Origin of the sequence: Streptomyces sp. NPDC101165 (assembly GCF_044768135.1) — a bacterium.
GTDB lineage: Bacteria > Actinomycetota > Actinomycetes > Streptomycetales > Streptomycetaceae > Streptomyces.
Map to the genome: position 1 here is coordinate 120,013 of NZ_JBIWPG010000020.1, position 24,777 is coordinate 144,789.

The 24,777-nt window shown below is 72.1% G+C and carries 22 protein-coding genes and 2 pseudogenes; 16 read left to right on the forward strand and 8 right to left on the reverse strand.

Features of this window, described 5'->3' with window-relative positions; genetic code table 11:
• Window positions 1-4: 4 nt before the first annotated feature.
• The gene (locus ACIRVH_RS35215) at window positions 5-649 is read left to right on the forward strand and encodes a TetR/AcrR family transcriptional regulator (RefSeq protein WP_403962082.1); all 645 of its coding nucleotides are present in this window, start codon (window positions 5-7) and stop codon (window positions 647-649) included.
• Window positions 650-786: 137 nt separating this feature from the next.
• Here the strand turns inward: ACIRVH_RS35215 and ACIRVH_RS35220 are convergent, their stop codons facing one another.
• Window positions 787-1,647 (reverse strand): MaoC family dehydratase, encoded by an 861-nt coding sequence (locus tag ACIRVH_RS35220; RefSeq protein WP_403962085.1) that lies wholly within the window; start codon window positions 1,645-1,647, stop codon window positions 787-789.
• Window positions 1,648-1,941: 294 nt separating this feature from the next.
• Between ACIRVH_RS35220 and ACIRVH_RS35225 the strand changes: the two genes are divergently transcribed.
• From ACIRVH_RS35225 to ACIRVH_RS35245, 5 genes are all read left to right on the forward strand, one after another.
• Window positions 1,942-3,927, forward strand: a complete 1,986-nt coding sequence (locus ACIRVH_RS35225) for an AMP-dependent synthetase/ligase (protein WP_403962088.1) — start codon at window positions 1,942-1,944, stop codon at window positions 3,925-3,927.
• 169 nt (window positions 3,928-4,096) lie between these two features.
• Window positions 4,097-4,996 (forward strand): LysR family transcriptional regulator, encoded by a 900-nt coding sequence (locus tag ACIRVH_RS35230; RefSeq protein WP_403962090.1) that lies wholly within the window; start codon window positions 4,097-4,099, stop codon window positions 4,994-4,996.
• 253 nt (window positions 4,997-5,249) lie between these two features.
• On the forward strand, window positions 5,250-6,068 hold the full coding sequence (locus ACIRVH_RS35235; protein WP_403962093.1) for a hypothetical protein: 819 nt from the start codon (window positions 5,250-5,252) through the stop codon (window positions 6,066-6,068).
• A 112-nt stretch (window positions 6,069-6,180) separates the two neighbouring features.
• Window positions 6,181-6,975 (forward strand): BTAD domain-containing putative transcriptional regulator, encoded by a 795-nt coding sequence (locus ACIRVH_RS35240; RefSeq protein WP_403962096.1) that lies wholly within the window; start codon window positions 6,181-6,183, stop codon window positions 6,973-6,975.
• Window positions 6,976-7,114: 139 nt separating this feature from the next.
• Window positions 7,115-10,162: an AfsR/SARP family transcriptional regulator gene (locus ACIRVH_RS35245; RefSeq protein WP_403962099.1), complete on the forward strand. Its 3,048-nt coding sequence runs from the start codon at window positions 7,115-7,117 to the stop codon at window positions 10,160-10,162.
• 115 nt (window positions 10,163-10,277) lie between these two features.
• On the opposite strand, the gene ACIRVH_RS35250 is transcribed toward ACIRVH_RS35245, so the two are convergent.
• The 4 genes from ACIRVH_RS35250 to ACIRVH_RS35265 all read right to left on the reverse strand — a co-directional run bounded on the left by ACIRVH_RS35250 (window position 10,278) and on the right by ACIRVH_RS35265 (window position 12,383).
• Window positions 10,278-10,481 carry a hypothetical protein gene (locus tag ACIRVH_RS35250; protein WP_403962101.1) on the reverse strand — a complete coding sequence of 68 codons (204 nt, stop codon included), beginning with the start codon at window positions 10,479-10,481 and terminating at the stop codon, window positions 10,278-10,280.
• Between the two features lie 151 nt (window positions 10,482-10,632).
• The gene (locus ACIRVH_RS35255; RefSeq protein WP_403962244.1) at window positions 10,633-11,283 is read right to left on the reverse strand and encodes a class I SAM-dependent DNA methyltransferase; all 651 of its coding nucleotides are present in this window, start codon (window positions 11,281-11,283) and stop codon (window positions 10,633-10,635) included.
• Window positions 11,284-11,355: 72 nt separating this feature from the next.
• Window positions 11,356-11,670, reverse strand: a complete 315-nt coding sequence (locus ACIRVH_RS35260) for an AzlD domain-containing protein (protein WP_403962104.1) — start codon at window positions 11,668-11,670, stop codon at window positions 11,356-11,358.
• Window positions 11,667-12,383: an AzlC family ABC transporter permease gene (locus tag ACIRVH_RS35265; protein ID WP_403962107.1), complete on the reverse strand. Its 717-nt coding sequence runs from the start codon at window positions 12,381-12,383 to the stop codon at window positions 11,667-11,669. Before ACIRVH_RS35265 ends, ACIRVH_RS35260 begins: the two co-directional genes overlap by 4 nt.
• A 68-nt stretch (window positions 12,384-12,451) precedes the next feature.
• Here ACIRVH_RS35265 and ACIRVH_RS35270 point away from each other — a divergent pair, with 68 nt between their 5' ends.
• A complete protein-coding gene (locus tag ACIRVH_RS35270) occupies window positions 12,452-13,027 on the forward strand; it encodes a helix-turn-helix domain-containing protein (protein WP_403962110.1) in 576 nt (191 codons plus the stop codon).
• A gap of 92 nt (window positions 13,028-13,119) precedes the next feature.
• On the opposite strand, the gene ACIRVH_RS35275 is transcribed toward ACIRVH_RS35270, so the two are convergent.
• Window positions 13,120-13,323 (reverse strand): cold-shock protein, encoded by a 204-nt coding sequence (locus tag ACIRVH_RS35275; RefSeq protein ID WP_003992177.1) that lies wholly within the window; start codon window positions 13,321-13,323, stop codon window positions 13,120-13,122.
• A gap of 286 nt (window positions 13,324-13,609) precedes the next feature.
• On the opposite strand from ACIRVH_RS35275, the gene ACIRVH_RS35280 reads away from it, so the two are divergent.
• The 6 genes from ACIRVH_RS35280 (at window position 13,610) to ACIRVH_RS35305 (ending at window position 21,409) form a co-directional block, all read left to right on the forward strand.
• Entirely contained in the window at window positions 13,610-14,458 is an 849-nt protein-coding gene (locus ACIRVH_RS35280) for a menaquinone biosynthetic enzyme MqnA/MqnD family protein (protein WP_403962113.1), read from the forward strand.
• A gap of 77 nt (window positions 14,459-14,535) precedes the next feature.
• Window positions 14,536-16,224: a protein kinase gene (locus tag ACIRVH_RS35285; RefSeq protein WP_403962116.1), complete on the forward strand. Its 1,689-nt coding sequence runs from the start codon at window positions 14,536-14,538 to the stop codon at window positions 16,222-16,224.
• Window positions 16,225-16,398: 174 nt separating this feature from the next.
• The gene (locus ACIRVH_RS35290; RefSeq protein ID WP_403962119.1) at window positions 16,399-18,756 is read left to right on the forward strand and encodes a PQQ-binding-like beta-propeller repeat protein; all 2,358 of its coding nucleotides are present in this window, start codon (window positions 16,399-16,401) and stop codon (window positions 18,754-18,756) included.
• A 47-nt stretch (window positions 18,757-18,803) separates the two neighbouring features.
• Window positions 18,804-19,523 (forward strand): prepilin peptidase, encoded by a 720-nt coding sequence (locus ACIRVH_RS35295; protein WP_403962247.1) that lies wholly within the window; start codon window positions 18,804-18,806, stop codon window positions 19,521-19,523.
• 69 nt (window positions 19,524-19,592) lie between these two features.
• Complete coding sequence (gene mqnC / locus ACIRVH_RS35300) at window positions 19,593-20,792, forward strand: cyclic dehypoxanthinyl futalosine synthase (RefSeq protein ID WP_403962122.1); 1,200 nt, start codon at window positions 19,593-19,595, stop codon at window positions 20,790-20,792.
• A 17-nt stretch (window positions 20,793-20,809) separates the two neighbouring features.
• Window positions 20,810-21,409: an imidazolonepropionase-like domain-containing protein gene (locus tag ACIRVH_RS35305; RefSeq protein WP_403962125.1), complete on the forward strand. Its 600-nt coding sequence runs from the start codon at window positions 20,810-20,812 to the stop codon at window positions 21,407-21,409.
• Between the two features lie 28 nt (window positions 21,410-21,437).
• Here ACIRVH_RS35305 and ACIRVH_RS35310 read toward each other — a convergent pair whose 3' ends face one another.
• Window positions 21,438-22,421 carry a chitinase gene (locus tag ACIRVH_RS35310; RefSeq protein ID WP_403962128.1) on the reverse strand — a complete coding sequence of 328 codons (984 nt, stop codon included), beginning with the start codon at window positions 22,419-22,421 and terminating at the stop codon, window positions 21,438-21,440.
• A 660-nt stretch (window positions 22,422-23,081) separates the two neighbouring features.
• Here ACIRVH_RS35310 and ACIRVH_RS35315 point away from each other — a divergent pair.
• The 3 genes and pseudogenes from ACIRVH_RS35315 to ACIRVH_RS35325 all read left to right on the forward strand — a co-directional run.
• A pseudogene (locus tag ACIRVH_RS35315) lies at window positions 23,082-23,267 on the forward strand (hypothetical protein); the annotation flags it as partial.
• 43 nt (window positions 23,268-23,310) lie between these two features.
• Window positions 23,311-23,751 (forward strand): annotated as a pseudogene (locus ACIRVH_RS35320) (acyltransferase); the annotation flags it as partial.
• Complete coding sequence (locus ACIRVH_RS35325) at window positions 23,748-24,443, forward strand: demethylmenaquinone methyltransferase (RefSeq protein ID WP_403962250.1); 696 nt, start codon at window positions 23,748-23,750, stop codon at window positions 24,441-24,443. The pseudogene ACIRVH_RS35320 and the gene ACIRVH_RS35325, both read left to right, overlap by 4 nt.
• A gap of 24 nt (window positions 24,444-24,467) precedes the next feature.
• On the opposite strand, the gene ACIRVH_RS35330 is transcribed toward ACIRVH_RS35325, so the two are convergent.
• Window positions 24,468-24,776, reverse strand: coding sequence for a PASTA domain-containing protein (locus ACIRVH_RS35330; protein ID WP_403962131.1), 309 nt, complete (start codon window positions 24,774-24,776; stop codon window positions 24,468-24,470).
• Window position 24,777 lies beyond the last annotated feature (1 nt).

Sequence of the window (24,777 nt, forward strand, 5' to 3'; positions counted from 1 at the left end):
CTTCATGGGTGCCGTGAAGACCAAACGGATGCCGAGGGCGGTTCGGGAGCAGCAGATGCTCGATGCCGCCGTGCGGATCTTCGGCCAACGCGGCTACATGGCCGCCTCGATGGACGAGATAGCCGAGCTCGCGGGCGTGTCCAAGCCGCTGGTCTACCTGTACCTGAACTCGAAGGAAGACCTCTTCACCGCCTGCATCCGCCGCGAGGCCGGTGCCCTCACCCAGGCCGTCCGTGCCGGGGTCCGTGCGGGGCTGCCCGCCGACCGCCAGCTGTGGGACGGTCTCCAGGCGTTCTTCGCGCACACCGCCGAGCACCCCGACGGCTGGTCCGTGCTGCACCTCCAGGCCCGCACCCACGGCGAGAGCTTCGCCGCCGAGGTCAGCGCGATGCGCGAGGAGATCGTCGCGTTCGTGACCCAGCTGATCGCGGAGGCGGCCCGTGCGGCCCACCGGGACCCCGACCTCCCCGAGCAGGAGGTCGCAGGCCTGGCCGAGGCCCTGGTCGGCGCCGCCGAGTCCCTCGCCGCCTGGGCGAACGCCACGGATGGCGTCACCGCCAAGCAGGCCGCGTCCACCCTGATGAACTTCGCCTGGTCGGGTCTGGGCAACCTGATGCAGGGGCGTCCCTGGGTTCCGCCGCAGGACTAGGCGCCGTCGGGGTCCTCGTTGTTGCCGCCCCGCGCCCCTCAGGTGGACAGGCGGCAGTTTGCTCGAAGGGGCGCGGGGAACTGCGCGACAACCCCCATGCACCCGCACCCGGCAAGGGCGATGCACCCGTACGGGGCCTAGCTCACCTCCCCGGTCAGGTGCAGGCGGCTCCCGGCGCCCCGTAGCTCGAAACGGCCCTCGCCGTCCGCGCCGTACTGCACCGTTCCCGGCAGCAGCACGGGCGCGTGGAAGCGGGCCCGGACGACGGCCTCGGCGGGTGTGCCGTGGGCGGCCAGGCTGCGGGCGACCGTCCACATGCCGTGCGCGATGGCTCGCGGGAAGCCGAAGAGGCGGGCGGTGAGGGGGTGCAGGTGGATGGGGTTGCGGTCGCCGGAGGCGGCGCCGTAGCGGCGGCCGACGTCCCCGGCGAGCCGCCACTCGGCCAGGACGGGCAGCGGGGCCGGGTGTTGGTCCCGTGATCCGTCGGGCCGGCCGGGTGTCCGGTGCCGGGCGAGGTAGGTGCTCCGCGACTCCCACACGGCGTCCCCGCCGGCCCGTAGTCCGGTGACCACCGTGGCCTCCGTGCCGCGCCGGTGCGGGGTCAACCCGTCGATGTGGACGGCAAGTTCGTACTCCCGGGTGGCCGGCAGGGCGGTGCGGCGGACGATCTCGATCGAGGTGTGGACCAGGCCGAGCAGCGGCAGCGGGAAGTCCCGGCCGCTCATCAGGCGCATGGCCAGCGGGAAGCCGAGGAGGTGCGGATAGGTGACGGGCAGTGCGTCCGTGCCGTCGGCCGAGCCGGTGGCGAAGCCGCACACCCGCTCGTAGGCGGCCAGCCGGGCCAGGTCGATGCGCAGGCCGGGCAGCACCAGGCGGGTGCGCGGGAAGTCCGCTTCCGGGGACGGGCGCTTGAAGGGGGAGCGCAGCGCGCCCCGGGCCAGCAGCGGGGCCAGCGCGGGAGCGGCGGCCAGGGTGAAGCTCAGGCAGCGGTCGGCCATGTCCAACTCCCGCGCGACTCGGTCCGAAGTTCTTACTCTGGAGTAAGGTTACCGGAGGTAAGTCTATGTCGCGGGTGAGGAGGAGGTCGAGACGGGACCCGGGTGAGTGGCGGGCAGGTCAGGGAAGTTGAAACCCCCTCACATACCCCCCGAGGCTGCACACCCCCGGCTCCGGAACACCGCCGAACCCGCACAAGCCCCCCACAGGGGCCTCGTACGATCACCTGCCTAACCAGCGGTAACCCCTGTTCGAGGGCCGCCGGTGAACACCTCGCCGCACGAGGTACGTACGTCATGCAGCAAGCAGTTCGCCGCTGCACGCCCGAGGAGCCGCCCGTGTCCACGCCGTACCCGAACACCCCCGTCTCCTCCGGCACCACCGTCTCGGCCACCGATTACGACGGCCTCCCGGTCCTGGTGGAGCCCGAGACCCGGCGGCTGGACGGTGCCGTGCGGGAGGCGTACGTCCCGCCGTTCGCGCCGCCGGTGAAGCACGGCTCGCTCGCGGACCTGCCGTTCGACAACGCCGAGGCGGCCCCCGGCGCGATCGTGCTCAGCCGCAGGCTCGCCGACGGCAGCTGGACGGACGTGACCGCGGCGGAGTTCGCCGGGCAGGTGCTCGCGGTGGCGAAGGGGCTGATCGCGGAGGGGCTGGTACCCGGCGACCGGATCGCGGTCATGGCCCGCACCACGTACGAGTGGACGCTGCTCGACTTCGCCGCCTGGGCGGCCGGCCTGGTCACCGTCCCCGTCTACCCCACCTCCTCCGTCTTCCAGACCCGCTGGATCCTGCACGACTCCGGTGCGAGGGCCCTGGTCACGGAGAGCGCAGGGGAGGCCGCGGCCATCGCCCCCGAGCTGGAGCGCATCCCGGACCTCAGGCATCTGTGGGTGATCGAGAAGGGGCACGTGGAGCGGCTGGCGGAGCTGGGCGCCCAGGTACCGGACGGTGAAGTGGGCGTCCGGAGGGGGATGCTGGGGCCCGACACGCTCGCCACGCTCATCTACACGTCCGGCACCACCGGCCGGCCCAAGGGCTGCGCCCTCTCGCACGGCAACTTCTTCGCCGAGGTCGACAACGCCATCGAACTCCTCTATCCGATCTTCAAGGCGAAGTCGGGTGAGGAGGTGTCGGTGCTGCTGTTCCTGCCGATGTCCCACGTGTTCGGGCGGATGGTGGCGATCGCCTGCGTCCGGGCCCGGGTGCGGCTCGGGCACGCGCCCAGCCTGAAGGCCGAGGACCTGCTGCCGGACCTGGCCGCCTTCCGGCCGACCTGTCTGCTGACCATCCCGTACATGCTGGAGAAGATCTACAACTCCGCGCGGGCCAAGGCGGAGACGGGCGGCCGGGTGACCACCTTCGACCGCGCGTCCGCGGTTGCCGTGCGCTACGGGGAGGCGCTGGAGGCCCGCCAGACCGGCACCGGCGGCGGCCCCAACCGAACCCTGAAGACGGCCCGTTCCTTCTACGACCCGCTCGTCTACCGGCGCATCCGCAACGCCATGGGCGGCAAGGTCAAGTACGCCATCTGCGGCGGCTCACCCCTCGGCCGCCGCCTGGCCGCCTTCTACGCCGGTGCCGGCATCGAGATCTTCGAGGGCTACGGCCTCACCGAGACCACCGGCGCCTCGACGGTGACCCCGCCGCTCAAGCCCCGCCTGGGCACGGTCGGCTGGCCGCTGCCCGGCAGCCGGGTGCGGATCGCGGCGGACGGCGAGATCCTGATCGCGGGCGACCACGTCCTGCGCGGCTACTGGGACCCGCAGGCGGGCGGCGTCGTGCCCGCGACCCGGGACGGCTGGCTGCCCACCGGCGACCTCGGCGAGCTGGACGACGAGGGCTATCTGACCATCACCGGCCGCAAGAAGGAGCTGCTGATCACGGCCGGCGGCAAGTCGGTGGCACCGGCACCGCTGGAGAACTGGCTGCGCCAGCACCCGCTGATCTCCCAGTGCATGCTCGTCGGCGACGCCCGCCCCTACGTCGCCGCTCTCGTCACCCTGGACCCCGACGGCATCACGCACTGGCGCCAGATGAACGGCAAGCACCCGGTGCCGCCGGAACTCCTGGTCGGTGACCCGGAGTTGGAGGCGATGCTGCAGCGGGCGCTGGACGAGGCCAACAAGCTGGTGTCCCGGCCCGAGTCGATCCGCAGGTTCGCCGTGCTGCCCGTGGACTTCACCGAGGCGGCGGGCCATCTGACCCCCTCGATGAAGCTGCGGCGGCAGCAGATCATGCAGGACTTCGCGGCCGAGGTGGAGAGCCTCTACGCACGCTGAGAGGGTCGGCACCCGCTCCCGCCGGCCCCGCCTCGGTCCGGACTCGGCGAGGAGCGTGGAGCGGGTTGCCGCCTGGGTCGGTCGCGGCCCGGCATCGATCCTCGTACGGCCGCCGGAGCCAGTCAATCCTAAGGTTTTCTCCCTAAACCCCAGTGTTAGCTTGGGTGTTGTGACCCTCGACGACCTTCGTGTGTTCGTGGCGGTGTGCCGGGCCGGGAGCCTCAGCGCCGTCGCACGCGAGCTGGGCTGCACCCAGTCCGCCGTCAGCCAGCACGTCAAACGGCTGGAGCGGGAGACCGGAGTGGCCCTGCTGGAACGGCAGCCGCGCGGGGTCGTGCCCACCCGGGCCGGCCGGATCCTCGAAGCCGCGGCGGCCGAGGGGATCTCGGGTCTCGACCTGGCGGTACGGCAGCTGCGCGACCTGCTCGACGGGCACAGCGGACACGTCCGTGTGGCCACCGGCGCCACCACCGTCCGGCACTTCATGTCCGACGCCGTCGTCACCTTCCGGCGCCGCCACCCACAGGTCAACCTGGAGTTCCGGACGGTCAGTTCCGGCCGCGGCAGCTTCGACGCGCTCACCGACGGCACCCTGGATCTGGCCTGGATCACCCTCGGCCCTCCGGTGCGCGGCATCGAGCAGCGCGCCGTGGTCGAGCTGCCCTGGGTGCTCGCCGTCCTCGCCGACGACCCGCTGGCCACGCGCACCCGTCTGGATCCGGCCGACCTTGCCGACGTACGGCTCATCCGGCTGCCGCCGAATTCCGCCTCCGCCGCCCATCTGGAGGACGCCTGTGCCGAGTGGGGCGTCCGGCTCGGCCACGACACCAGCGTCGCCGACTGGGACACCGCGCTGCTGCTGGCCGAGCTGGGGGTGGGACGGGCCGTCGTCCCCGCCGTCCCGGGGCTGCCGGTGCCCGGCGGGGGCGCGCTCCGGCTCGTGCCGCTGCCGGGTCTGCGGCCCCTGCCGGTCGGCTGGGCGGTCCGCCGCTGGGACGCGCTCAGCTCGCCCGCGAGGGCTTTCGCGGACACCGTCGTCGAACGCTGCGGCTCACCGGCTGTGCCCTGAAACGGCCGGACAGCGCGGTAAACCGGCTGTTCTGTTTTTGCCGTGAATCCGCCCCCGGCAAGTGCCGGGGAACGGGTAGCGTAGGAGGGATGCACCCGTGTCCGTGGTGTGTCGTCAACTGGTCAACCACACAGAAGAAGTGAGCGTCTTGGGCCCACGCACCACCCTCGGGAACCGGCCGGGATCGGATCGGTAACGACCGCTCGTAGCCTGCCTTTCCACCCTCGCCGACTTCGTCACCACGAGCAGAGGCATGAAAGAAGACAACGACGTCCGCCGGATCTTCCTGCTGAACCCTGACCAGCGCCTCGTCCGCGAGGCCGCGCACGCGGGTGTCCAAGTGCGCTCGATCCGGGTCGACGCAACGGACGAGGCGGCTTTGCGCGCACCGCTCGCGGAGGCCGCCGAGGCCGGGCTGTGCGTCAACCCGGCCCGCGCCCTCAGGGTGCTCTCGGACCCGGCGGCCGTGCAGCGCCTGGTCCGCGACAACCGACTCTCCCCCGGGGGCACCGAGGTCGCGCCCGGCGATCTGCGGCTGACCGTGGAGACGCTGAGCGTGCACGGCATGCACCAGGCCGTCGGGATCACCGCCCGCACCCCCTACGGTCTGCTCCACCCCGCTCCGCTGACCGACGACACCGCCGCCGAGGTGCGCGCGGTGGTGACCGCCCTGCTGGACCTGACCGGGTACCAGTACGGGCCGGCCCACATCAGCGTCGCCCTCACCCCGCGCGGGCCGGTGATCACCGGCTGCCGGGCGGGACTCGGGGACGACCCGGTGCCCGAACTGGTCAAGGTGGCCGGAGGGTTCGACCTGGCGGCCGGCGCGATCGAGGTGCTGGCCGGGCGGCTGGTCGACGCGGTGCGGCCGAACCGGTTCGCGGCCGCGGCCCTGCTGAGCCCGCCGTGGCGGCTGGAGACCACCGAGGTCGGGATACTGCCGCACGTCCGGCACGTCTCGCCGCCCGAGGCACTGCGCCCCGGACACCTCGTCGTGCACGCCGAATCGCCCGAGCTGGCGGCCCGCCGGGTCGCCTCCCTCACCGCCCTGGTCGTCGGCGACGGCGGCTGACCGGCGACCGGGAACGGATCGGGAACGATCCGGTACGGGCCGACCGCACTGTTGATACGTCGCCGGAAGAAGGACGACGACGCCAGCGACGTCAACGGGAGGCGGAGTCAGGATGCTGAAGTTCTCGATCCTCGGGGCACTGCAGATCCGTACCGTGTCCGGCCCGGCGGAGATCTCCGGCGACCTGCAGCGCACCCTGGTGCAGACCCTGCTGATCAGCGAGGGCCAGTCGGTGTCCGGGGAGAGCCTGGTCGAGGAGATGTGGGGAGACGCCGTCCCCGACAACCAGGCCAACGCCCTCCAGGCCCATGTCAGCCGGCTGCGCCGCCGACTGCGCAGCCTGGAGCCCGGCCGGTCCGGATCCCGGGTGACCATCCACCCCTCCGGCTACCGGCTCGTGGTGACCGAGGGCGAGCTGGACGCCGCGGAGTTCGTGCGCACGGTACGGCAGGCCGAGTCGGCGTCCCCGCAGGACGCGGAGCGCACCGCGCGGCTGCTCGGCGGCGCCCTCGCGCAGTGGCGCGGCCCCGTCTTCGGCGGGTTCGCGGGCGGGACGCTGTGTCAGCTGGCCGGTGCCCGGTACGAGGAGTACCGGATGCGGGCCATGGAACTGCGCTTCGACGCCGAGCTGCGGCTGGGCCGCCATGCCGCCGTGCTCGCCGAGCTGACCGAGGCGCACACCAACCATCCTTTGCGGGAGCGCTTCTGCGAGCAGCTGATGATCGCCCTGTACGGCTCGGGGCGGCAGGCCGACGCCCTCGACGTCTTCCGCCGGATGCGCCGCCACCTCGACGACGAACTCGGCATCCAGCCCTCCCCGGCCCTGCGTCAGGTGGAGAGCGCGATTCTCTGTCATGACCCGGCTTTGGCCGGTGATGCGCGATCCTCTCTCCTTCAACTTGCGTAAAGGGTTAGCTTTTGACTGAGCCGAGACGTGTCGCACGGTAACGTGAAGTCGCCTTCCAGCGTGGCCCGTTCGGGTACAACCTAGGATTGTCCCGATCATCTCGGGCCGGGCAACGCGATGGGGCGGGGGGGAAGGGTTCGTGGAGTCGGCGGTATCCGCTCGGCCTGTCGTGCGCTTCAACATCCTCGGCTCGTTGGAGGGCTGGCACGGCGACCGCCGGCTGAGACTCGGCAGCCCGACCCAGGAACGCGTTCTGGTCACGCTCTTACTGGAGCCGGGGCGCATGGTGCCGGTGCCCCGGCTGGTCGCCGCGGCCTGGGACGACGAGCCGCCGCAGACCGCCGGCCACCAGATCCGCAAGGCCGTCGCGGCGCTGCGCACCCGGATCCCGGGCGGTGCCGGGCTGATCGTCACCGACGGCGCCGGATACCGGGCCGTCCTCGGCGAGGACCAGCTCGACCTGCACGAGTTCGGCCGCCGCTCGGCCGAGGCCCGGCAGGCGGTGGCCGCCGGGCAGCCGGCCGAGGCCGTCGGGCATCTGCGGGCCTGTCTGGACCTGTGGCGCGGCCCGGTCATGGCCGGAACGGGTGGTTCGGTGATCTCCGCGGCCTCCGCCGCGCTCGAGGAACGGCACATGGCCGTCGCCGAGCAGTACTTCGAACTACAGCTGGAACTCGGCCAGTCCACCGAACTTGTCGGAGCTCTACGCGAGTTGGTGACCGCACACCCGCTGCGGGAGACCCTGCGCGGGCGGCTGATGCTCGCCCTGTACCGGGGCGGCCGGCAGGCCGAGGCGCTGGAGGAGTTCGGCCGAGTGCGCGAACTGCTCGTCGAGGAACTGGGCATCGACCCGGGCGCCGAACTGACAAGGCTGTACGAAGCCATTCTGCGCGACAGCCCCGAGGTGGCGCCCCGGGTACCGCAGTCCGTGGCCGACCGCGCGGCCCATCTCGTACCGGCTCCCCTCGACCGGCCGTCCGGATCCGAGCCCGCGCCCTGCACCCTGCCCTACGACCTGCCGGACTTCACCGGCCGCGACGAGGAGCTGGCCCGGCTGCTGGCGGTGGGCCGGGCCCCGGCCGGCGGGTGCGCCCGGATCGTCGGCGTGGACGGCATGGGCGGCAGCGGCAAGACCACCCTGGCCGTGCACGCCGCCCACCTGCTCGCGCCGGACTACCCCGACGGGCAGCTCTTCGTCGACCTGCGCGGATTCAGCCCCGGCGAGAAGGCGCAGGAGCCGGGCGCGGTCCTGCACTCCCTGCTGCGCACCGTCGGCATCCCGGACGACCGGATACCGGACGACCTGGAGCGGCGCACCACCCTATGGAGAACCGTTTCCGCCCAGCGGAAGCTCCTGCTCCTCCTCGACAACGCCGCCGACGCCGCCCAGGTACGGCCGCTGCTGCCCACCTCCGAGGATTGCCTGGCCATCCTCACCGGCCGGGTCCGCATGCTCGAACTCGACGGCGCCGAGTGGCTCCCGCTCGGCCTGCTCTCGGCCGACGACAGCACCACGCTGCTCACCCGGATGCTCGGCGCCGACCGCACCGCCGCCGAGCCCCAGGCCGTCGACCAGCTCGCCCGGCTGTGCTGCGGCCTGCCCCTCGCCCTGCGCATCACCACCGCCCGGTTGCGCAACCGCCCCCGCTGGACCGTCCAGTACCTGGTCGACCGGCTTGCCGACGAGACCCGGCGGCTGCGCGAGATGAGCGCAGGGGAACGCAGCGTCGAGGCCACGCTCCGGCTGTCGTACCAGGCGATGGAGGAGGACCGGCGGGTCGCGTTCCGGCTGCTCGGCCTGCACCCCGGCAGCGCGATCGACGTCCACTCGGCCGCGGCGCTGCTCGGCACCGACGTCCACGACGCCGAGGACGTTCTGGAGCATCTGCTCGACGCGCATCTGCTGGAACAGCACGAGGCGGGGCTGTACGGCTTCCATGACCTGGTACGGACGTATGCGATCAGTGTGCGGGAGGCGGAGGACGACGAGGGGGCCGCGGTCGAGCGGCTCGTGGCGTACTACGCGCTGGCCACCGAGCAGGCCTGCAAGATGCTCTTCCCCGGTCGTGACCGGTTCGACAACCCGGCCGAACCGAGCGCGCCCGAACTGCCCCGGCTGGACGGCGACGAGCAAGCTCTGGCCTGGTTCGACCGGGAACACGAGGCACTGCTCGCGGTTGTCGCACAGGCCGGCGCCCGATGCCTGCACCGCTCCGCCACGTTGCTCGCCCGCGACCTGCTCTTCTACCTGGACCTGCGGGGCCACTACGAGGAGTTCCGGGTGGTCGGCCGCATCGGTGTCGATGCCTGCCGACAGCTCGGCGACTCGGCGCTGCTCAGCGTCTGCCTGGGCAACCTGGCCGTGGCCCACTGGTGGCTGGGCGACTTCCAGGACGGGATCACCACCGCCCAGGAGGCCCTGGGGCTGGCCGCGACCGAGGATCGCCGAGGCGAGGCGATGTGCATCGACGTGCTGGGCATGCTGCACGGCGCGATAGGCAACTTCGACGAGGCGCGCATCTACCTGGACCAAGGCATCGCCTTGCACAGGGAGCTGGGCTCGCCTCGGGCGGAGGCTGTGGCGCTGGCCAACCTCAGCACCGTGGAGACCTGGGCGGGCCGCTATGCCGAGGCGGCCCGGTACGCGGCTCAAGCCACCGAGCTGAACCGGCGCCTGGGCGAACGCAGCAATGAGATCTCCTCACTGACCTGGTTGGCGCTGGCCCACCTCGGCACCGGCGAGGACGAGCGGGCGAGGGCCTGCCTCGCCCAAGCTCTCGAATTGTGTGACGAGTCCCGGAAACCCGCGAATGTAGCTGTCGTCCTCGCCCAGTGGGCGCGGGTCTGTCAGCGCCTCGGCGACATGCGTTCGGTCGCCGAACACGCCGAGCGTGCCCTGGACCTGGTCTCCGCCGAGGGCACGGCCCTGCGCCAGGCGACCGTGGCCAACGTGGTGGGCCTGGTCCACCTGCGCAGCGGCGCACCCGAGCAGGCGATGGAACTGCATCGTCACGCCCACGATCTGGCCTCCCGCCTGGGCTACCGTTTCGAAACCGCCCGCGCCCTGCACGGTATGGCGGAGGCGGCGCAGGCGCTGGGCGACGAACCGATGGCACGTCAGCATCGGGGCGCGGCGGAGGTGCTGTACGACGCGATGCGAGTGACGGACGCGGGGCGGCGTTTCTAGGCAATGACCTTGTGGACGGCGGAAATTACGGGGCAGCTCGTATGAAGAACGGCACCGACGGGGCGTGAGCCCGGCCGGTGCCGTCGATGCAGCAGTGCGCGGTCCGCGAACGCCGTCAGTAGTGGACGAGGCCGGGCGGGCGCTCGTCCGCCAGAGCCGGCCCGGACTGCGCCTGGTGCCCCGACAGGCCGGAGGCGATGCGCACCACGGCGTCCTGAACACCGGTCGCCGGGACGGCCGCAGCGGTGCCGAGTGCCAGGACACCGGCCCCGGTGAGCGCGGTCAGAACCGTCTTCGTACGCAGTGCGATGGCGCGCATAGGTCGAACCCCCAGGAAGAGACGGATCGTGATCCGGTCGCCGGGCCTCTTCCCGACGCCGCAACCGATGCTCGTGGCGAGCGATCCCCATGCCGTCCCCGCCGGTTCCCGGCACGGGGCGGGCTCCCGGTACTCCTGGTTTCAACCGCCCCTAGGCGGGCTTCCGGGCGAACAGGAAGGCCTGGGGGACCGGTTCGCCGAGGGCGGTGTCGGCTTCGCGGACCGTGCGGGAGCCGAGTGCGAAACCGGCGTCCGTGAGCAGTTCCGCCAGGTGCTCGGGGCGGCGCCGGTGGAAGTCCAGCGCCACCGGATGGCCCCAGGGGCGGTCGTGGCGGCGGGTGTGTTCCCCGGCCTGGAAGGCGAGCAGGAGGTGGCCGCCGGGGGACAGGACGCGGTGGAACTCGGCGCACAGGGAAGGGAGTTCGTCCACCGGGGTGTGGATGGTCGAGTACCAGGCGACGACACCGGCCAGCGTGCCGTCCGCGAGGGGGAGGTCCAGCATGGAGCCCTGCTCGAAGCGCAGCCCGGGGTTCTCGCGGCGGGCGATCGCGAGCATGGACTCGGACAGGTCGAGCCCGAAGACGTCCAGGCCGAGGGCGGCGAGGTGCGCGGTGACCCGCCCGGGGCCGCAGCCGAGGTCGGCCACCGGCCCGCCGGAGCCGACGAGTTCGGCGTACGCGGCGAGCAGGGCCCGGTCGAGGGGCCTGCCCGTGTACGCGTCCCGGAACTGCTCGGCGTAGTCGTCGGCGACGGTGTCGTAGAAGGTACGGGTGGCGGCGAGGAAATCGCGGGAGTCGGTCATGCCGTGGGAGTCGGTCATGGGGAGCGACCGTAGCCAGGGCCACTGACAGTCGGGCCTTCCGACGGCCCCGGCCTACGCCACCCCCGCCAGCCGCAGCAGTGCCGTCGTCGCCGCCGCGCCCAGGACCACCACGGCGAACGGCGCCCTTCGCCACGCCAGGACACCACCGACCAGCACCCCGGCCGGGCGGGCCCAGCCCGCGAAGCCGCCGCCCTCGGTCAGGGCGTCCGTGGCCAGCAGGGCGACGAGCAGGACGATCGCGCCCGTCGACGCCAGCTCCTGCACCCGGGCCGGGACCGTGACCCGGCCGTGCAGCAACGGGCCCACCAGGCGGAAGGCGTACGTGCCGACGGCCAGGGCCAGGATCATGGCGACCGTGGCGTTCATACGGCGGCCCCGGCGGGGCGGCGGTGCAGGAACAGCCCGGTCAGTGCGAGCAGCACCGGCACCCCGGCCGGTACCGCGGGCGTCGCGGCGAGGGCCAGGGCGGCGCCGGGCAGGGCGCAGCGCCGTACCGTCGCGTCGGCGCGCAGGGTCGGCAGGACCAGGGCCACCAGGACGGCGGGGAAGGCCGCGTCGAGGCCGTAGCGTGCGGTGTCGCCCAGGGCGCGGCCGGCGAGGGCCCCTGCCAGGACGCCGGTGTTCCACACGGCGAACAGGCCGAGCCCGGAGATCCAGAACGCCCGGCGCCGCTGTCGCGGGTCGGGCTGGGCGAGGGCGAAGGCGACCGTCTCGTCGGTGACGAGATGCGCACCCAGGAAACGGGTCGCGCGACCGGTATCGATGGTCTCGGCCACCGCCAGACTGAAGGCGGCCGTACGCGTGTTGAGCAGCAGGCCGGTGGCCGCGGCGGCCAGCGGGCCGCCTCCGGCGAGGAGTACCCCGACCGCGCTGAACTGGGCCGATCCCGCGTACACCACCAGCGACATCAGCACCGGGACCCACACCGGCAGCCCGCCCGCGACGGAGACCGCGCCGAAGGAGACGCCGACGATGCCGCCGGCCAGCCAGACGAGGGAGCTGTCCCGGACCAGTGAGCCGGTCTCCGGTGTGCCGGGCTCTGTGCGGCGGAGCGAGCGTGTTCGGAGGAGCGAACGCATGTTTTCTACAATGAACAGTGAACATCCAGTCCGTCAAGGCGAACGATCGTACCGATGGAGCGAACGACATGTCCGAGGCACCGTCCGGGCCGCCCGCCCGGCTCCCGATGGAATGGATCGCCGCGTCCCTCAGACGCGAGCGCACCCGCACCGGGCTGTCCCTGTCCGAGCTGGCCAAGCGCGCCGGGATCGCGAAGTCCACGCTGTCCCAACTGGAGGCGGCGAGCGGGAATCCGAGCATGGAGACGATCTGGGCGCTGGCCGTGGCCCTCGGGGTGCCCTTCAGTGCCCTCGTGGAGCCGCCCACGCCCTCGGTCCAGGTGATCCGGGCCGGCGCGGGACCCACCGTGCACTCCGAGCAGTCCAGCTATCTGGCGACTCTGTTGTCCGCGAGCCCGCCGGGTGCGCGCAGGGATATCTATTACGTCTGGCTGGAGCCCGGGACCGTACGGGATTCCGAACCGCACATTCCCGGGACCACGGAGCACATCGTGGTCACAGAGGGAGGTGTCAGGGCGGGGCCGCGTGGGGAGACGGTCGAACTGGCGCCCGGGGACTACATGTCCTACCGCGGTGATGTCCCGCATGCATACGAAGCGCTCACCATCGGGACAAAGTTCGTACTGATCATGCAGCACATGTGAACCGGAAATGAACGGGAAAAGGCAGGAGCCCCGTCGCCTTGCGGCGCGGGGCTCCTTGGGTACTGCACTCAGGTTCTGCGATCAGGCAGTGATCAGACGGGGGTGACGTTCTCCGCCTGCGGACCCTTCGGTCCCTGCGTCACGTCGAAGCTCACCTGCTGGTTCTCCTCGAGGGAGCGGAAGCCGGAGGCGTTGATCGCGGAGTAGTGAACGAAGACGTCGGGGCCGCCGCCCTCCTGGGCGATGAAGCCAAAGCCCTTTTCGGCGTTGAACCACTTCACGGTTCCGGTAGCCATAAGCCCTCCTTGGGCTCAAAAGGGTTGCCCTGCTCCAGAACCTGCAAGTGCGAAACTGTGCTGCACAACGCATTCGTCTGAAAACGACGAGAGCCCGCGGTCACATGCTCCGCAGGCTCTGTACTGCAAGGGAAACCAAACTGCAACTTGCGGCGAGCCTAGCACGCAGGCAGCCGAAAGCAATAGAGGTCAAGATCACGTCACCCGAATGTTTGAAGCGCCGGACGGGTGGGTTGACGGTGGGGCCGGTCTCAGCACGGTACAGCACGGGGTCTAGTCTCGCGATGTGGACAATTCTCGCACCCGGCCGCGCGTCGGCCACATCCAGTTCCTGAACTGCCTGCCCCTCTACTGGGGGCTCGCGAGAACCGGCACGCTCCTCGACTTCGAGCTGACCAAGGACACCCCGGAGAAGCTCAGCGAGCAGCTCGTGCGCGGCGACCTCGACATCGGGCCGGTCACCCTCGTCGAGTTCCTGCGCAACGCCGACGACTTGGTCGCCTTCCCGGACATCGCCGTCGGCTGCGACGGCCCGGTGATGTCCTGCGTGATCGTCTCGCAGGTTCCGCTCGACCGGCTGGACGGCGCCCGGGTCGCCCTCGGCTCGACCTCCCGCACCTCGGTCCGCCTCGCCCAACTCCTGCTGGCCGAGCGGTTCGGCGTGCAGCCCGAGTACTACACCTGCCCGCCCGACCTCGGCCTGATGATGCAGGAGGCGGAGGCCGCCGTCCTCATCGGTGACGCGGCCCTGCGCGCCAACCTGCACTACGGGCCCAAGCTCGGCCTGGACGTGCACGACCTCGGGGCCATGTGGAAGGAGTGGACCGGCCTGCCGTTCGTCTTCGCGGTCTGGGCGGCCCGGCGCGACTACCTGGAGCGCGAGCCGGCCCTCACCCGCCAGGTCCACGAGGCCTTCGTCGCCTCCCGCAACCTCTCCCTGGAGGAGGTCGGCAAGGTCGCCGAACAGGCCTCGCGCTGGGAGGCCTTCGACGAGGCGACCCTGGAGCAGTACTTCACCACCCTCGACTTCAGCTTCGGCGAGCCGCAGCTGGCCGCGGTCACCGAGTTCGCCCGCCGGGTGGGCCCGACGACCGGCTTCCCTGCGGACGTGAAGGTGGACCTGCTTCAGCCGTAATCGCCACGGCACTACGCTGCGGGCAGTGAGGCGTGCCGGGGGAGAGGCGGGACGCCCCGGGGGAAGAGGGGGACGCCATGCAGCCGCTCGCAGCGGACGAACCGGCCGCCATCGGGCCCTACCGGCTGCTCGGCCGGCTCGGTTCCGGCGGCATGGGCCGGGTCTACCTGGGCCGCAGCGCGGGCGGCCGTACGGTCGCCGTGAAGATCGTGCATCCGCACTTCGCGCTGGACGAGGAGTTCCGGGCCCGCTTCCGGCGCGAGGTGGAGGCAGCCCGCCGGGTCGGCGGGGCCTGGACCGCGCCCGTGCTCGACGCGGACCCGGAGGCCGCCGTGCCCTGGGCCGCCACCGTCTACGCGGCCGGCCCCTCCCTCGCCGCCGCCGTTCAGGACGGCGGCGCACTGCCCGGGCACACCGTACGGGCGCTGGGCGCGGGCCTCGCCGAGGCGCTGACGGCGGTGCACGAACTGGGCCTCGTCCACCGGGACGTGAAGCCCTCCAACGTCCTGCTGACCCTGGACGGCCCGCTGCTGATCGACTTCGGCATCGCGCGCGCCACGGACGGCACGGCGTCCCTGACCTCGACCGGCGTCTCCGTCGGCTCGCCGGGCTACATGTCCCCCGAGCAGATCCTCGGCAAGGGGGTCACGGGCGCGGCCGACGTCTTCTCCCTCGGCGCGGTCCTGGCGTACGCGGCGACCGGTGAGCCGCCCTTCCCCGGCGACTCCTCGGCCGCCCTGCTCTACAAGGTCGTCCACGAGGAGCCGGAGCTCGGCCACCTGACCGGTGAGTTGCGGGAGGCCGCTGCCGCCTGCCTGGCGAAGGACCCGACCGCCCGACCGACCCCGGCCGAGCTGGCCCGTCGGCTCGCCCCCGAGGGCGCCGCCCGTCTGGTCGCCGGCGGCTGGCTGCCGGGCGCGCTGGTGGAACAGGTCAGCCGCAGCGCCGTACACCTGCTCAACCTGGAGACGGCGGAGCCGGCGCCGTCGGGGCCGGTGCGGTTCAACAGCCCTTCGGTGGGCGGGGAATCCGGTGCGGTCCCGCGTGGGCCGGCGGTGGCCGCGGGGGAGTTCGGACCGGCTCCGGTGATGACTCCTCCCGTGCCGACCGAGGCTCCGGCCGTGCCGTCGGAGGCTCAGCCGCAGGACGCGGTGCCGGCTCCCGGGAAGGTCAGCGTCAGCGTGGCGGCGGCCGCCGGGCCGGCGGAGAGCGGGCGCGGGCGGCGGGTGAGCTGCACCGTCGCGCTGGCCGTGGCGGGGGCGCTGGCCGCGAGCGCCGTGGGGCTCGGGGCGTTGCTGCGGCCGTGGGCCGGCGGGGAGAACGACACGGCGGGCGGCGCGCCGGCCGCCTCCGACTCCTCCTCGCCGTCGTCACCCGCCGACGGCTACTCGCAGGAGCCGAGTGCGGCGCCGGGCGCGATCCCGGCCCGCTACCTCGGCACCTGGGAGGGCCGGGCCACCGGACTCGGCGGCAGCCTGGACATGGGCACCTTCCGGCTCACCGTCCACCAGGCGGCCGTCGGCAAGGAGTTGGGGCGGCTCAAGCAGACCGACCAGCTCGGGGGCGTCTGCACCGACATCCTCACCCTCGAGCAGGTGACGAAGACCCGGATCGTGGCGACCTCGGTGGGCGCCAGGGGCAACCACGTCGGCTGCGATCCCGCGCCGCACCCGGTGGAGTTGACGCCGGTCGGTGACGACCTGCGGTACTCCGCGGAGAGCGCGGCCGAGGGCGACCCGGAGTCGCGGATGTCGAAGGTGGGCTAGCCCGGCACCGCGCCACGCCCCCGTCTGCCCGCCCTCCCCGGCTGTCACTACTGTGTCTGCGTTGGCGAACGCCAACGGCGCGCCACCGCACCGGTCTTGGTCCGGACAACGCGTCACAACGCGCAGCGCAGCGGTGCAAAGCATCGCAACGGGGAAGGACGGGGAACGCCCGCCATGGAGACACTGCAGCCGGACGACCCGCGGGAGTTGGGCAGCTACCGCATGCTGCGCCGGCTCGGAGCCGGCGGCATGGGCCGGGTCTACCTGGCCCGTTCGCCCGGTGGCCGTACCGTCGCCGTGAAGGTCGTACGCCCCGACCTCGCCGCCGACGCCGACTTCCGCCGACGCTTCCGGCACGAGGTGGAGATCGCCCAGGCGGTCTCCGGCCACTACACCGCCTCGGTCGTGGACGCCGACCCGGACGCACCGCTGCCGTGGCTGGCGACCTCGTACGTGCTCGGCCCGGACCTGACGGACGTCGTGGACGCGCACGGCGCGCTGCCCGAGCACACCGTGCGCGCGCTGGGCGCCGGGCTCGCGGCCGCCCTCCAGGAGATCCATGCGGCAGGTCTCATCCACCGCGACCTCAAGCCCTCGAACGTCCTCCTGGCCGCCGACGGCCCCCGAGTCATCGACTTCGGCATCGCGCGGGCGGTGGACGGCAACCGGATGACCCAGACAGGCGTCGTGGTCGGCTCGCCCGGTTACCTGCCCCCGGAGCAGGCCCTGGGCCAGGACGTCGGCCCGGCCGGCGACGTCTTCTCGCTGGGCGCCGTCCTCGCCTTCGCCGCCACCGGCCGCAACGTCTTCGGCGACGGCGCCGCCTCGCACGCCGCGCTGCTCTATCAGGTCGTCCACGGCGAACCGGATCTGACGGACGTACCGCAGTCCCTGCTCGGTCTGGTGCGGGCCTGTCTGCTGAAGGACCCGGCCGGCCGCCCCGGCCCCGCCGAGATCGTGGCGGCACTGGCCCCGCAGGGCGTCGAGGGCGTGCTCAGCGACTGGCTGCCCTCGGCGGTGGCGTCCACCATCGCCACCCACGCGGGCGGGATCCTGGACCTCGACCTGGAGGCACCCGAGCAGCCGGCCACAACACCCTCCTTCGGTCCGGCACCGACAATGCCGGCCGCCGCGGTGCCGCCGGCGGGTACGCCGGCGGCGGGATACGGCTATCCGCCGGCGGGTACGCCCGCGGCCGGGTACGGCTATCCGCCGGCCGGTACGCCCGCGCCCGCCTACGGCACGCCCGCCCCCGGCCACGACACCCCGCAGCCCGGCACCGTCCGGCTCGGCGCCACGGACGCCTCCACGCCGGCCCCCACCCGCCGCCGCGCCCTCTCCTACGCCCTCGGCGGGGCCGCCGCCGTCGCCGTCGTCGGCGGGGGCACGGCCTGGTGGCTGACGCGCAAGGACGGCGGCACCGGCACGTCCGACGGCCCGCGCAGCCACGGCAGTTCCGGCGAGCCGGCCGCCGAGACCTTCACCACCCCGCCTCCCGGGGTGGCCCCGCAGCCGCTGTGGCACAAGAGCGCCGCCGAGGACAGCACCGCCACCTCCGTACCGCTCGTCACCTACGACGGACTGCTCCTGGTCAGCGGCGACCCGCTGGTCGCGTACGACGTGAAGACCGGCAAGCCGCGCTGGTCCAGGAAAGGCATCTGTCGCTCGGGAGCCCCGCTCCTCTTCCACGACGGCAAGGTGTTCCTGGCCGACGGCGACTTCGACGGCGTCCTGGTCGCCTACGACGTACGGACCGGCGACGAGGCCTGGCGCAGCCGGCTCGGCAAGAAGCTGAGCATCGAGCGGACGATCGCCGTCGACGACAAGAACGTCTACGTCACGCTGACCGACTACGGCCAGGCGAAGAGCGCCACCAAGTACCGCACGGCCGTCGCCGCGGTCAGCCACAGCACGGGCCGGACCACATGGCTGCAGCGGCGCGACTGGGGCACCAAGGACTACGACGTCGAGGGCACCGTCTCCGGCAAGTACCTCGTCTACGCCGACTCCAACTACAACCTCACCGTGCGCGACACCGCCACGGGCGGGCAGCTGTGGAGCAAGAAGATCGGCGACGACTGGAGCTGGCAGCCCACGGCCGCGAACGGACTGGTGTTCCTGCCGGGCGAGCAGCTGACCGCCGTGGACATCGAGACCGGCAGGACGCGCTGGACGCTCTCGCCGAACGGCCGCCGCGGCTTCAACAACCCCACCGTCATCGACGGCGTCCTCTACGCCACCGACTACGACCACGGCATCTGGGCCGTCGACGTCAAGGACGCCAAACGGATCTGGCTCTGCGAGGCGGGCAACCGCGTGCCCAGGGAGACGTTCCTGAAGGCCGGGACGACGCTGTACGCGGCCGCCGGCGCGCTGGGCGGCGGCATCATCTCCCTGGACGCCAGGACCGGCAAGGTCCGCTGGACCTGGGTCGACAACACCGACGCCACCGACTACTGGCAGATCGCCCGGTCGGGCAGCCGGCTGCTGGTGACCGGCGGCCAGGAGGTCTACGCGATGCCGACTGTCTGAGACCGGCCTCCCCGACCGGCCGCACTCCCTAGGATCTCCCCGTGAGCATGGGCGCGTTGGTCCTCGTCGCGGCACTGTGGGGCGCGGTGGCGGGCGCGCTGCTGCCCCGGGCCGCCTACCGCTTCGCCGCCCCGGACGAGGAGCCGTGGCGGGAGTTGTGCCCGGACGGCCACCCGATCCGCGGGTGGCTCGGCCGGGCACGGTGCGGCGAGTGCGCGCGGACGCCGGGCGACGCGTCCGCCGCCCTGGCCACCCTCACCGCCCTCATCTGTGCCGCTCTCGCCGCCGCGACCGGCACCCGGCCCGAGTTGGGGGTCTGGCTGCTGCTCGCACCGGTGTGGGTACTGCTGGCCGCCGTCGACCTGCGGGTGCGGCGGCTGCCCGACCCGCTGACCCTGCCGCTCGCGGCCGCCGGGCTCGCCCTGCTCGGCCTCGTCGCGCTGCTGCCCGAGCACGCGGGTCACTGGCTCACCGCGCTGTACGGCGCCCTCGCGCTCGGCGGCGGCTACTACGTGCTGTACCTGATCAACCCGGCCGGCATGGGCTTCGGCGACGTGAAACTGGCCCTCGGCATGGGCGCCGTCCTCGGCTGGTACGGCTGGCCGACCGTCCTGCTCGGCACCTTCGCCGGCTTCCTGCTCGGGGCGTTGTACGGCGGTGGCCTCGTCGTCGCGCGACGAGCGGGCCGCAAGACGGCGATCCCGTTCGGGCCCTTCCTCATCATCGGAGCCTTTGCCGGGCTGCTGATCGGCGCGTACGCGGCCTGAGCGCGGACCGCCGAAACCCCTGGCGTAGGCTGGATCAGTCCGTCCACAACCCTTCCGAAAGGGACCCTGGTGACCGAGAAGGCCGACCTCCAGTCTGTCCTCGACCGTGCCGCTGCCGGTGGGCGGATCACCCCGGAAGAGGCGCTCGTCCTCTACCGCGACGCCCCGCTGCACGCGCTGGGCGCCGCCGCCGACGCCGTGCGCCGCCGCAAGTACGCGGGCGTCGAGCACATCGCGACGTACATCATCGAGCGCAACATCAACTACACGAACGTGTGTGTCACGGCGTGCAAGTTCTGCGCCTTCTACGCGGCCCCCAAGGACACCGCCAAGGGCTGGACCCGCGACCTCGACGACATCCTGCGCCGCTGCGCGGAGACCGTGGAGCTGGGCGGCACCCAGATCATGTTCCAGGGCGGCCACCACCCCGACTACGGCGTCGAGTACTACGAGAAGCACTTCAAGGCCATCAAGGACGCCTTCCCGCAGCTGGTGATCCACTCGCTGGGCGCCTCCGAGGTCGAGCACATGGCCCGGATCTCCGGGGTGTCGGTCGAGGAGGCCATCACCCGGATCCACGAGGCGGGCCTCGACTCCTTCGCGGGTGCCGGCGCCGAACTGCTGCCCGCCCGCCCCCGCAAGGCCATCGCGCCCCTCAAGGAGAGCGGCGAGCGCTGGCTGGAGATCATGGAGGCCGCGCACCGGCTGGGCGTGGAGTCCACGTCCACCATGCTCATGGGCACGGGCGAGACGAACGCCGAGCGCATCGAGCACCTGCGCATGATCCGGGACGTACAGGACCGCACGGGCGGCTTCCGCGCCTTCATCCCGTACACCTACCAGCCCGAGAACAACCACCTGAAGGGCCGCACCCAGGCCACGCTCTTCGAGTACCTGCGGATGATCGCGATCGCCCGCCTCTTCCTGGACAACGTCCAGCACATCCAGGGCTCGTGGCTGACCACCGGCAAGGAGGTCGGCCAGCTGTCCCTGCACTACGGCGCGGACGACCTCGGCTCGATCATGCTGGAGGAGAACGTGGTCTCCTCGGCCGGCGCCAAGCACCGCTCCAACCGGCTCGAGATCATCGACCTCATCCGCAAGGCGGGCCGCGTCCCGGCCCAGCGGGCCACGACCTACGAGCACCTCGTCGTGCACGACGACCCGGCGAACGACCCCGTCGACGAGCGGGTGATGTCGCACATCTCGTCCACGGCGATCGCGGGCGGCACGGCTCACCCCGAGCTGAAGCTGCTGGCGTCCAACTAGAGCCGGCCAGGGGTCCCGTGCTGACACTTCATGTCGCCGAGCAGTCGCCCGAGACGGCGGTCGTGGTCGACGGGGCGTCCGTCGCCGCCGTCGGCCCGTACCAGGAACTGGCCGCCGCCCACCCGCGGGCGAGGGTGCGGCGCTGGCCCGGCATCCTGACGCCGGGACTGCTGAACCCGTACGGCCCGGAGCTGCTGGAGGCCACCTACCATCCCGACCCGCGCGAGGCCGATGCCCTGGGTACCGAGCCCATCGGCGGGGAACGGGCGCGGGAGATCCTCCGTACCGACCCTGTCCGCCTCGGCGCGAGCGCGCGGCGCGGGGTGCAGCGGATGCTGGCGCACGGCACGGTCGCGGTGGCCGGGGAGCTGCGGTCGAGGGCCGTGGTCGACGCGGTGCGCCGAGCCGGGCTCGCGTTGGGACAGCGGCCGGACCGTCTCCCGGGCCCGCCGGCGCTGTCCCCGACCCCGCTGATCCTGCTGCCGAGGCTGGTGCCGGGCGGTCCCGCCCGATTCGCCGTGTTCGATGTCGCGGACCGCGCCGAACTGGTCCGGCGCGGCGCCGGGACCTGCGTGGCGACCGTGATCGGAGGGCGGCTGGTGTACCGCGGCCGCTGATCACGGCTCGTATCGGGGAGCGCCGGGCTCAGCCCGCGAACGCCTGCGCGAAAGCCCCCGGGCTCTGCTTCACCCCACTGCAGTCGGTCGCCGCGCCGTCGGACACGGAGTCACCCTCCCCGCAACGGCGGTCCCGGGAGGCCGACCACATCGACACCCAGGCGATCTCCTTCTGCCCGGCGAACTTCCGTACCTGCGCGGCGTCGGAGAGCGTGAAGGTCTCCCCGGCCACGTCGTTGACGCCGATCATCGAGGTGAGCGCCATGCCCCGCCAGGCGCCCGCGTCGGACAGCTCGAACACCCGTTTCAGCTGGGCGTGCGCGCCCTGGGCGGAGGTGAGGGCGTAGTCGCCCATGTCGCCGGAGTACGACTCGCCGTAGTTCATCGTCATGAGGTTGACCGTGGAGACCTGGACGTCGTACGTGTTCGCGGACTCCAGCAGGGCGAGGCCGTCCGCGTCGAGCCCCGAGGGCATCACCGGGAGGGTGAAGGAGACCCGCACGCCGGGCCGGTTCTTCTGCAGCCGGGCTATCGCCTTCGAGCGCAGGGCGACCGAGCCGGAGTCGGTCAACTCGTCGCCCTCGACGTCGAAGTCGGCCTGGGTGGAGCCGGCCGCGTCCAGTGCCTCGGCGTAGGCGGCGGCCAGCGCGGAGGCACTGTCACAGGTGGCGGCCAGTTCCTTGCCGGAGGCCCCGCCGAAGGACACCCGGACCGTGGCGCCGTCCTGCTTCAGCCGCGAGATCCGGGACTTCACGGCGGAGTCGGCGATCGCCTCGGTGCCGTTCCACTTCGGTGTACAGCCGCTCCCGCCCGAGATCACGAAGGCGAGGTTGTACGCCGCCGGGGATCCGGCGGAGTCGGTGGCGGAGGCGTCGGTGGCGCTGACGTAGGGGGCGTAGTCGGCGACGTAGGAGGCGTGGGCGGGCGTGCTTCCGCCCGGCGCCGAGCACCCGGTTGCAACGACTGCAAACATGCAGGTGAACCCGGTGATCCACGTCAGGGAACTCCTCATCGTGCGCCTACCCATTCTCGTGATCTCCGTCTCGGGACGGAAACAAAATTGGTTGTTCGGAAGGAAATCTCTCACACGTAGAGGCCGTTCACCTCGGTATTCTCAGGAGAAATACAGCTTGATTGGCCTTTCATTGGTGGCTCACAAGAATCCCCGGGAAGGGGTCACATAAAGGCTTCCTAATATCCGAGGAATGCATTCCGAACCCGCCATCGAAACTCGCGCCGCCAGGCGTGGTCGCCGTAGCAAACATGGCAACGGGTCCGTCGAGGGGCCCGTGTTCGTCGACTCCGGCGGACGTCGCTCGAAGGTGCTGCGCCGGATCGGCCTGCTCGTCGGTGTCGTCTGCCTCGCGTACGCGGGTGTGCTCGGCGCCGCGTTCATGGGCTGGGGCACCTCCCTCGCCCCGTCCTCGCTGCTTCCTTTCGGCGACGCCCGGGACGGCCGGGGCCCCGGCATCCGCCCACAGGGCGGGATCGGCCGCCGGGCGGACCTCCCGAGCAGCATCCCGTCGCCATCCGCATCCGCATCCACATCCCTCTCCGTGTCCTCTTCCCCGTCTCCGCCGGCGGTCGTGTCCTCGTCCGCGGCAGGGCGGCCGCGCTGCAGCGCCCGCGCGTCATCCTCGCCCTGTTGCTCCTGCTGGCGCTGACCTGCGTGATGCTGCTCGACGGCTATCTGCGCGCCGAGGTCGGCGGCGACCAGCGCGTGCGCACCGGCGCCGGTTCCGGCAAGGTCCTCGACGGCGGCCCGATCCTGACCTTCCGGGGCGGCCGGGCCACCACAGTCTCCGTCCCGGCCAGGACCATCGCGCTCACCTTCGACGACGGCCCCAACCCGACCTGGACCCCGCAGGTCCTCGCGATCCTGCGCAAGTACGACGTCCCCGTACGGCGGCTGGTACGCCTTCTCGCACCAGGCGGACTTCGGCACGTACGACCTCGACGAGAACCCGCTCGCGCAGGCCTTCTGGTCGGCCGGCTTCGTGCTGCTGCTGATGTGGGCCAAGGCGTACTTCCGGATCGGCTTCGCCCGGCTCACCCGATTCCGGCGGACCGACCGGATCGTGACGATCTTCAACGCCCGGGCCGTCACGATCTACCTCTGGCACGAGATCGCCCTGATCCTGGCCGTCCCGCTCATCGACCGGTTCTGGAACGTCCCCGCCTTCGAGACGTACCTGCCGCTGGAGAGCCAGTGGTTCATGTTCGGCGTCGGCTGGGTCCTGATCGCCGGCTTCGTCCTGGCGTGCGGCTGGGTGGAGGACGTGGCCGCGAAGAAGAAGCCGCGACTGATCCCGGGAGGCCGTGCTGCAAGAATGGGCGGGTGACCCGCGCTTCCCTGAACAAGCAGCCGCACGAAGTCGCCTCGATGTTCGACGACGTGGCGGAACGGTACGACCTGACGAACGACGTGCTGTCGCTCGGCCAGGACCGGCGCTGGCGCAAGGAGGTGGCGAAGGCGGTCGACGCGCGCCCCGCGCAGAAGGTCCTCGACCTGGCGGCCGGCACGGCGACCTCCTCGCTGCCCTTCGCGCAGACGGGCGCGTACGTGGTCCCCTGCGACTTCTCGCTGGGGATGCTCCAGGTCGGCAAGAAGAAGCACACCTGGCTGCCGTTCACGGCGGGCGACGCGACGAGGCTGCCGTTCAAGGACGACACCTTCGACGCCGTCACGATCTCCTTCGGGCTGCGCAACGTGCAGGACACGGACGCGGCGCTGCGTGAGATGTACCGGGTGACGCGGCCCGGCGGCCGGGTGGTGATCTGCGAGTTCTCGCACCCGACATGGGCGCCGTTCCGGACCGTCTACACCGAGTACCTGATGCGGGCCCTGCCGTCGGTCGCGCGCACGGTGTCCTCGAACCCGGACGCGTACGTCTATCTCGCCGAGTCCATCCGCGCCTGGCCCGACCAGCCCGCGCTCGCCGAGCGGCTGCGCAAGGCGGGCTGGTCGAAGGTGGCCTGGCGCAACCTGACCGGCGGTGTGGTCGCGCTGCACCGGGGCTTCAAGGAGAGCTGAGCCCCGGCGGCGGGTGCCGGCGTCTCACCGGTCGATCATCTCGAAGGCGTCGCCGGGCTCGCCCAGTTCGCGCTGCATTCCGCCCCTGGGCGGCCGTGGGATGCGTGGCTCGCGCACGCCCCCGCCGCCCTCACCTTCACCGAAGTCGAACCACACGTACACCATGGAGTCCCGCGGCACCTCGGCGCCGGGCTGCGGGTACTGCCGTACGACGTAGTCGACGACCGTGAGGTGGAAGTCCGGGCGGTCCGGCGCGTTCAGGAACAGACCCCGCGCCTGGGCCGTCTCGCGCGCGTCCACGGCCATGAGCCCGACCAGGCGAGGAACGTGCACT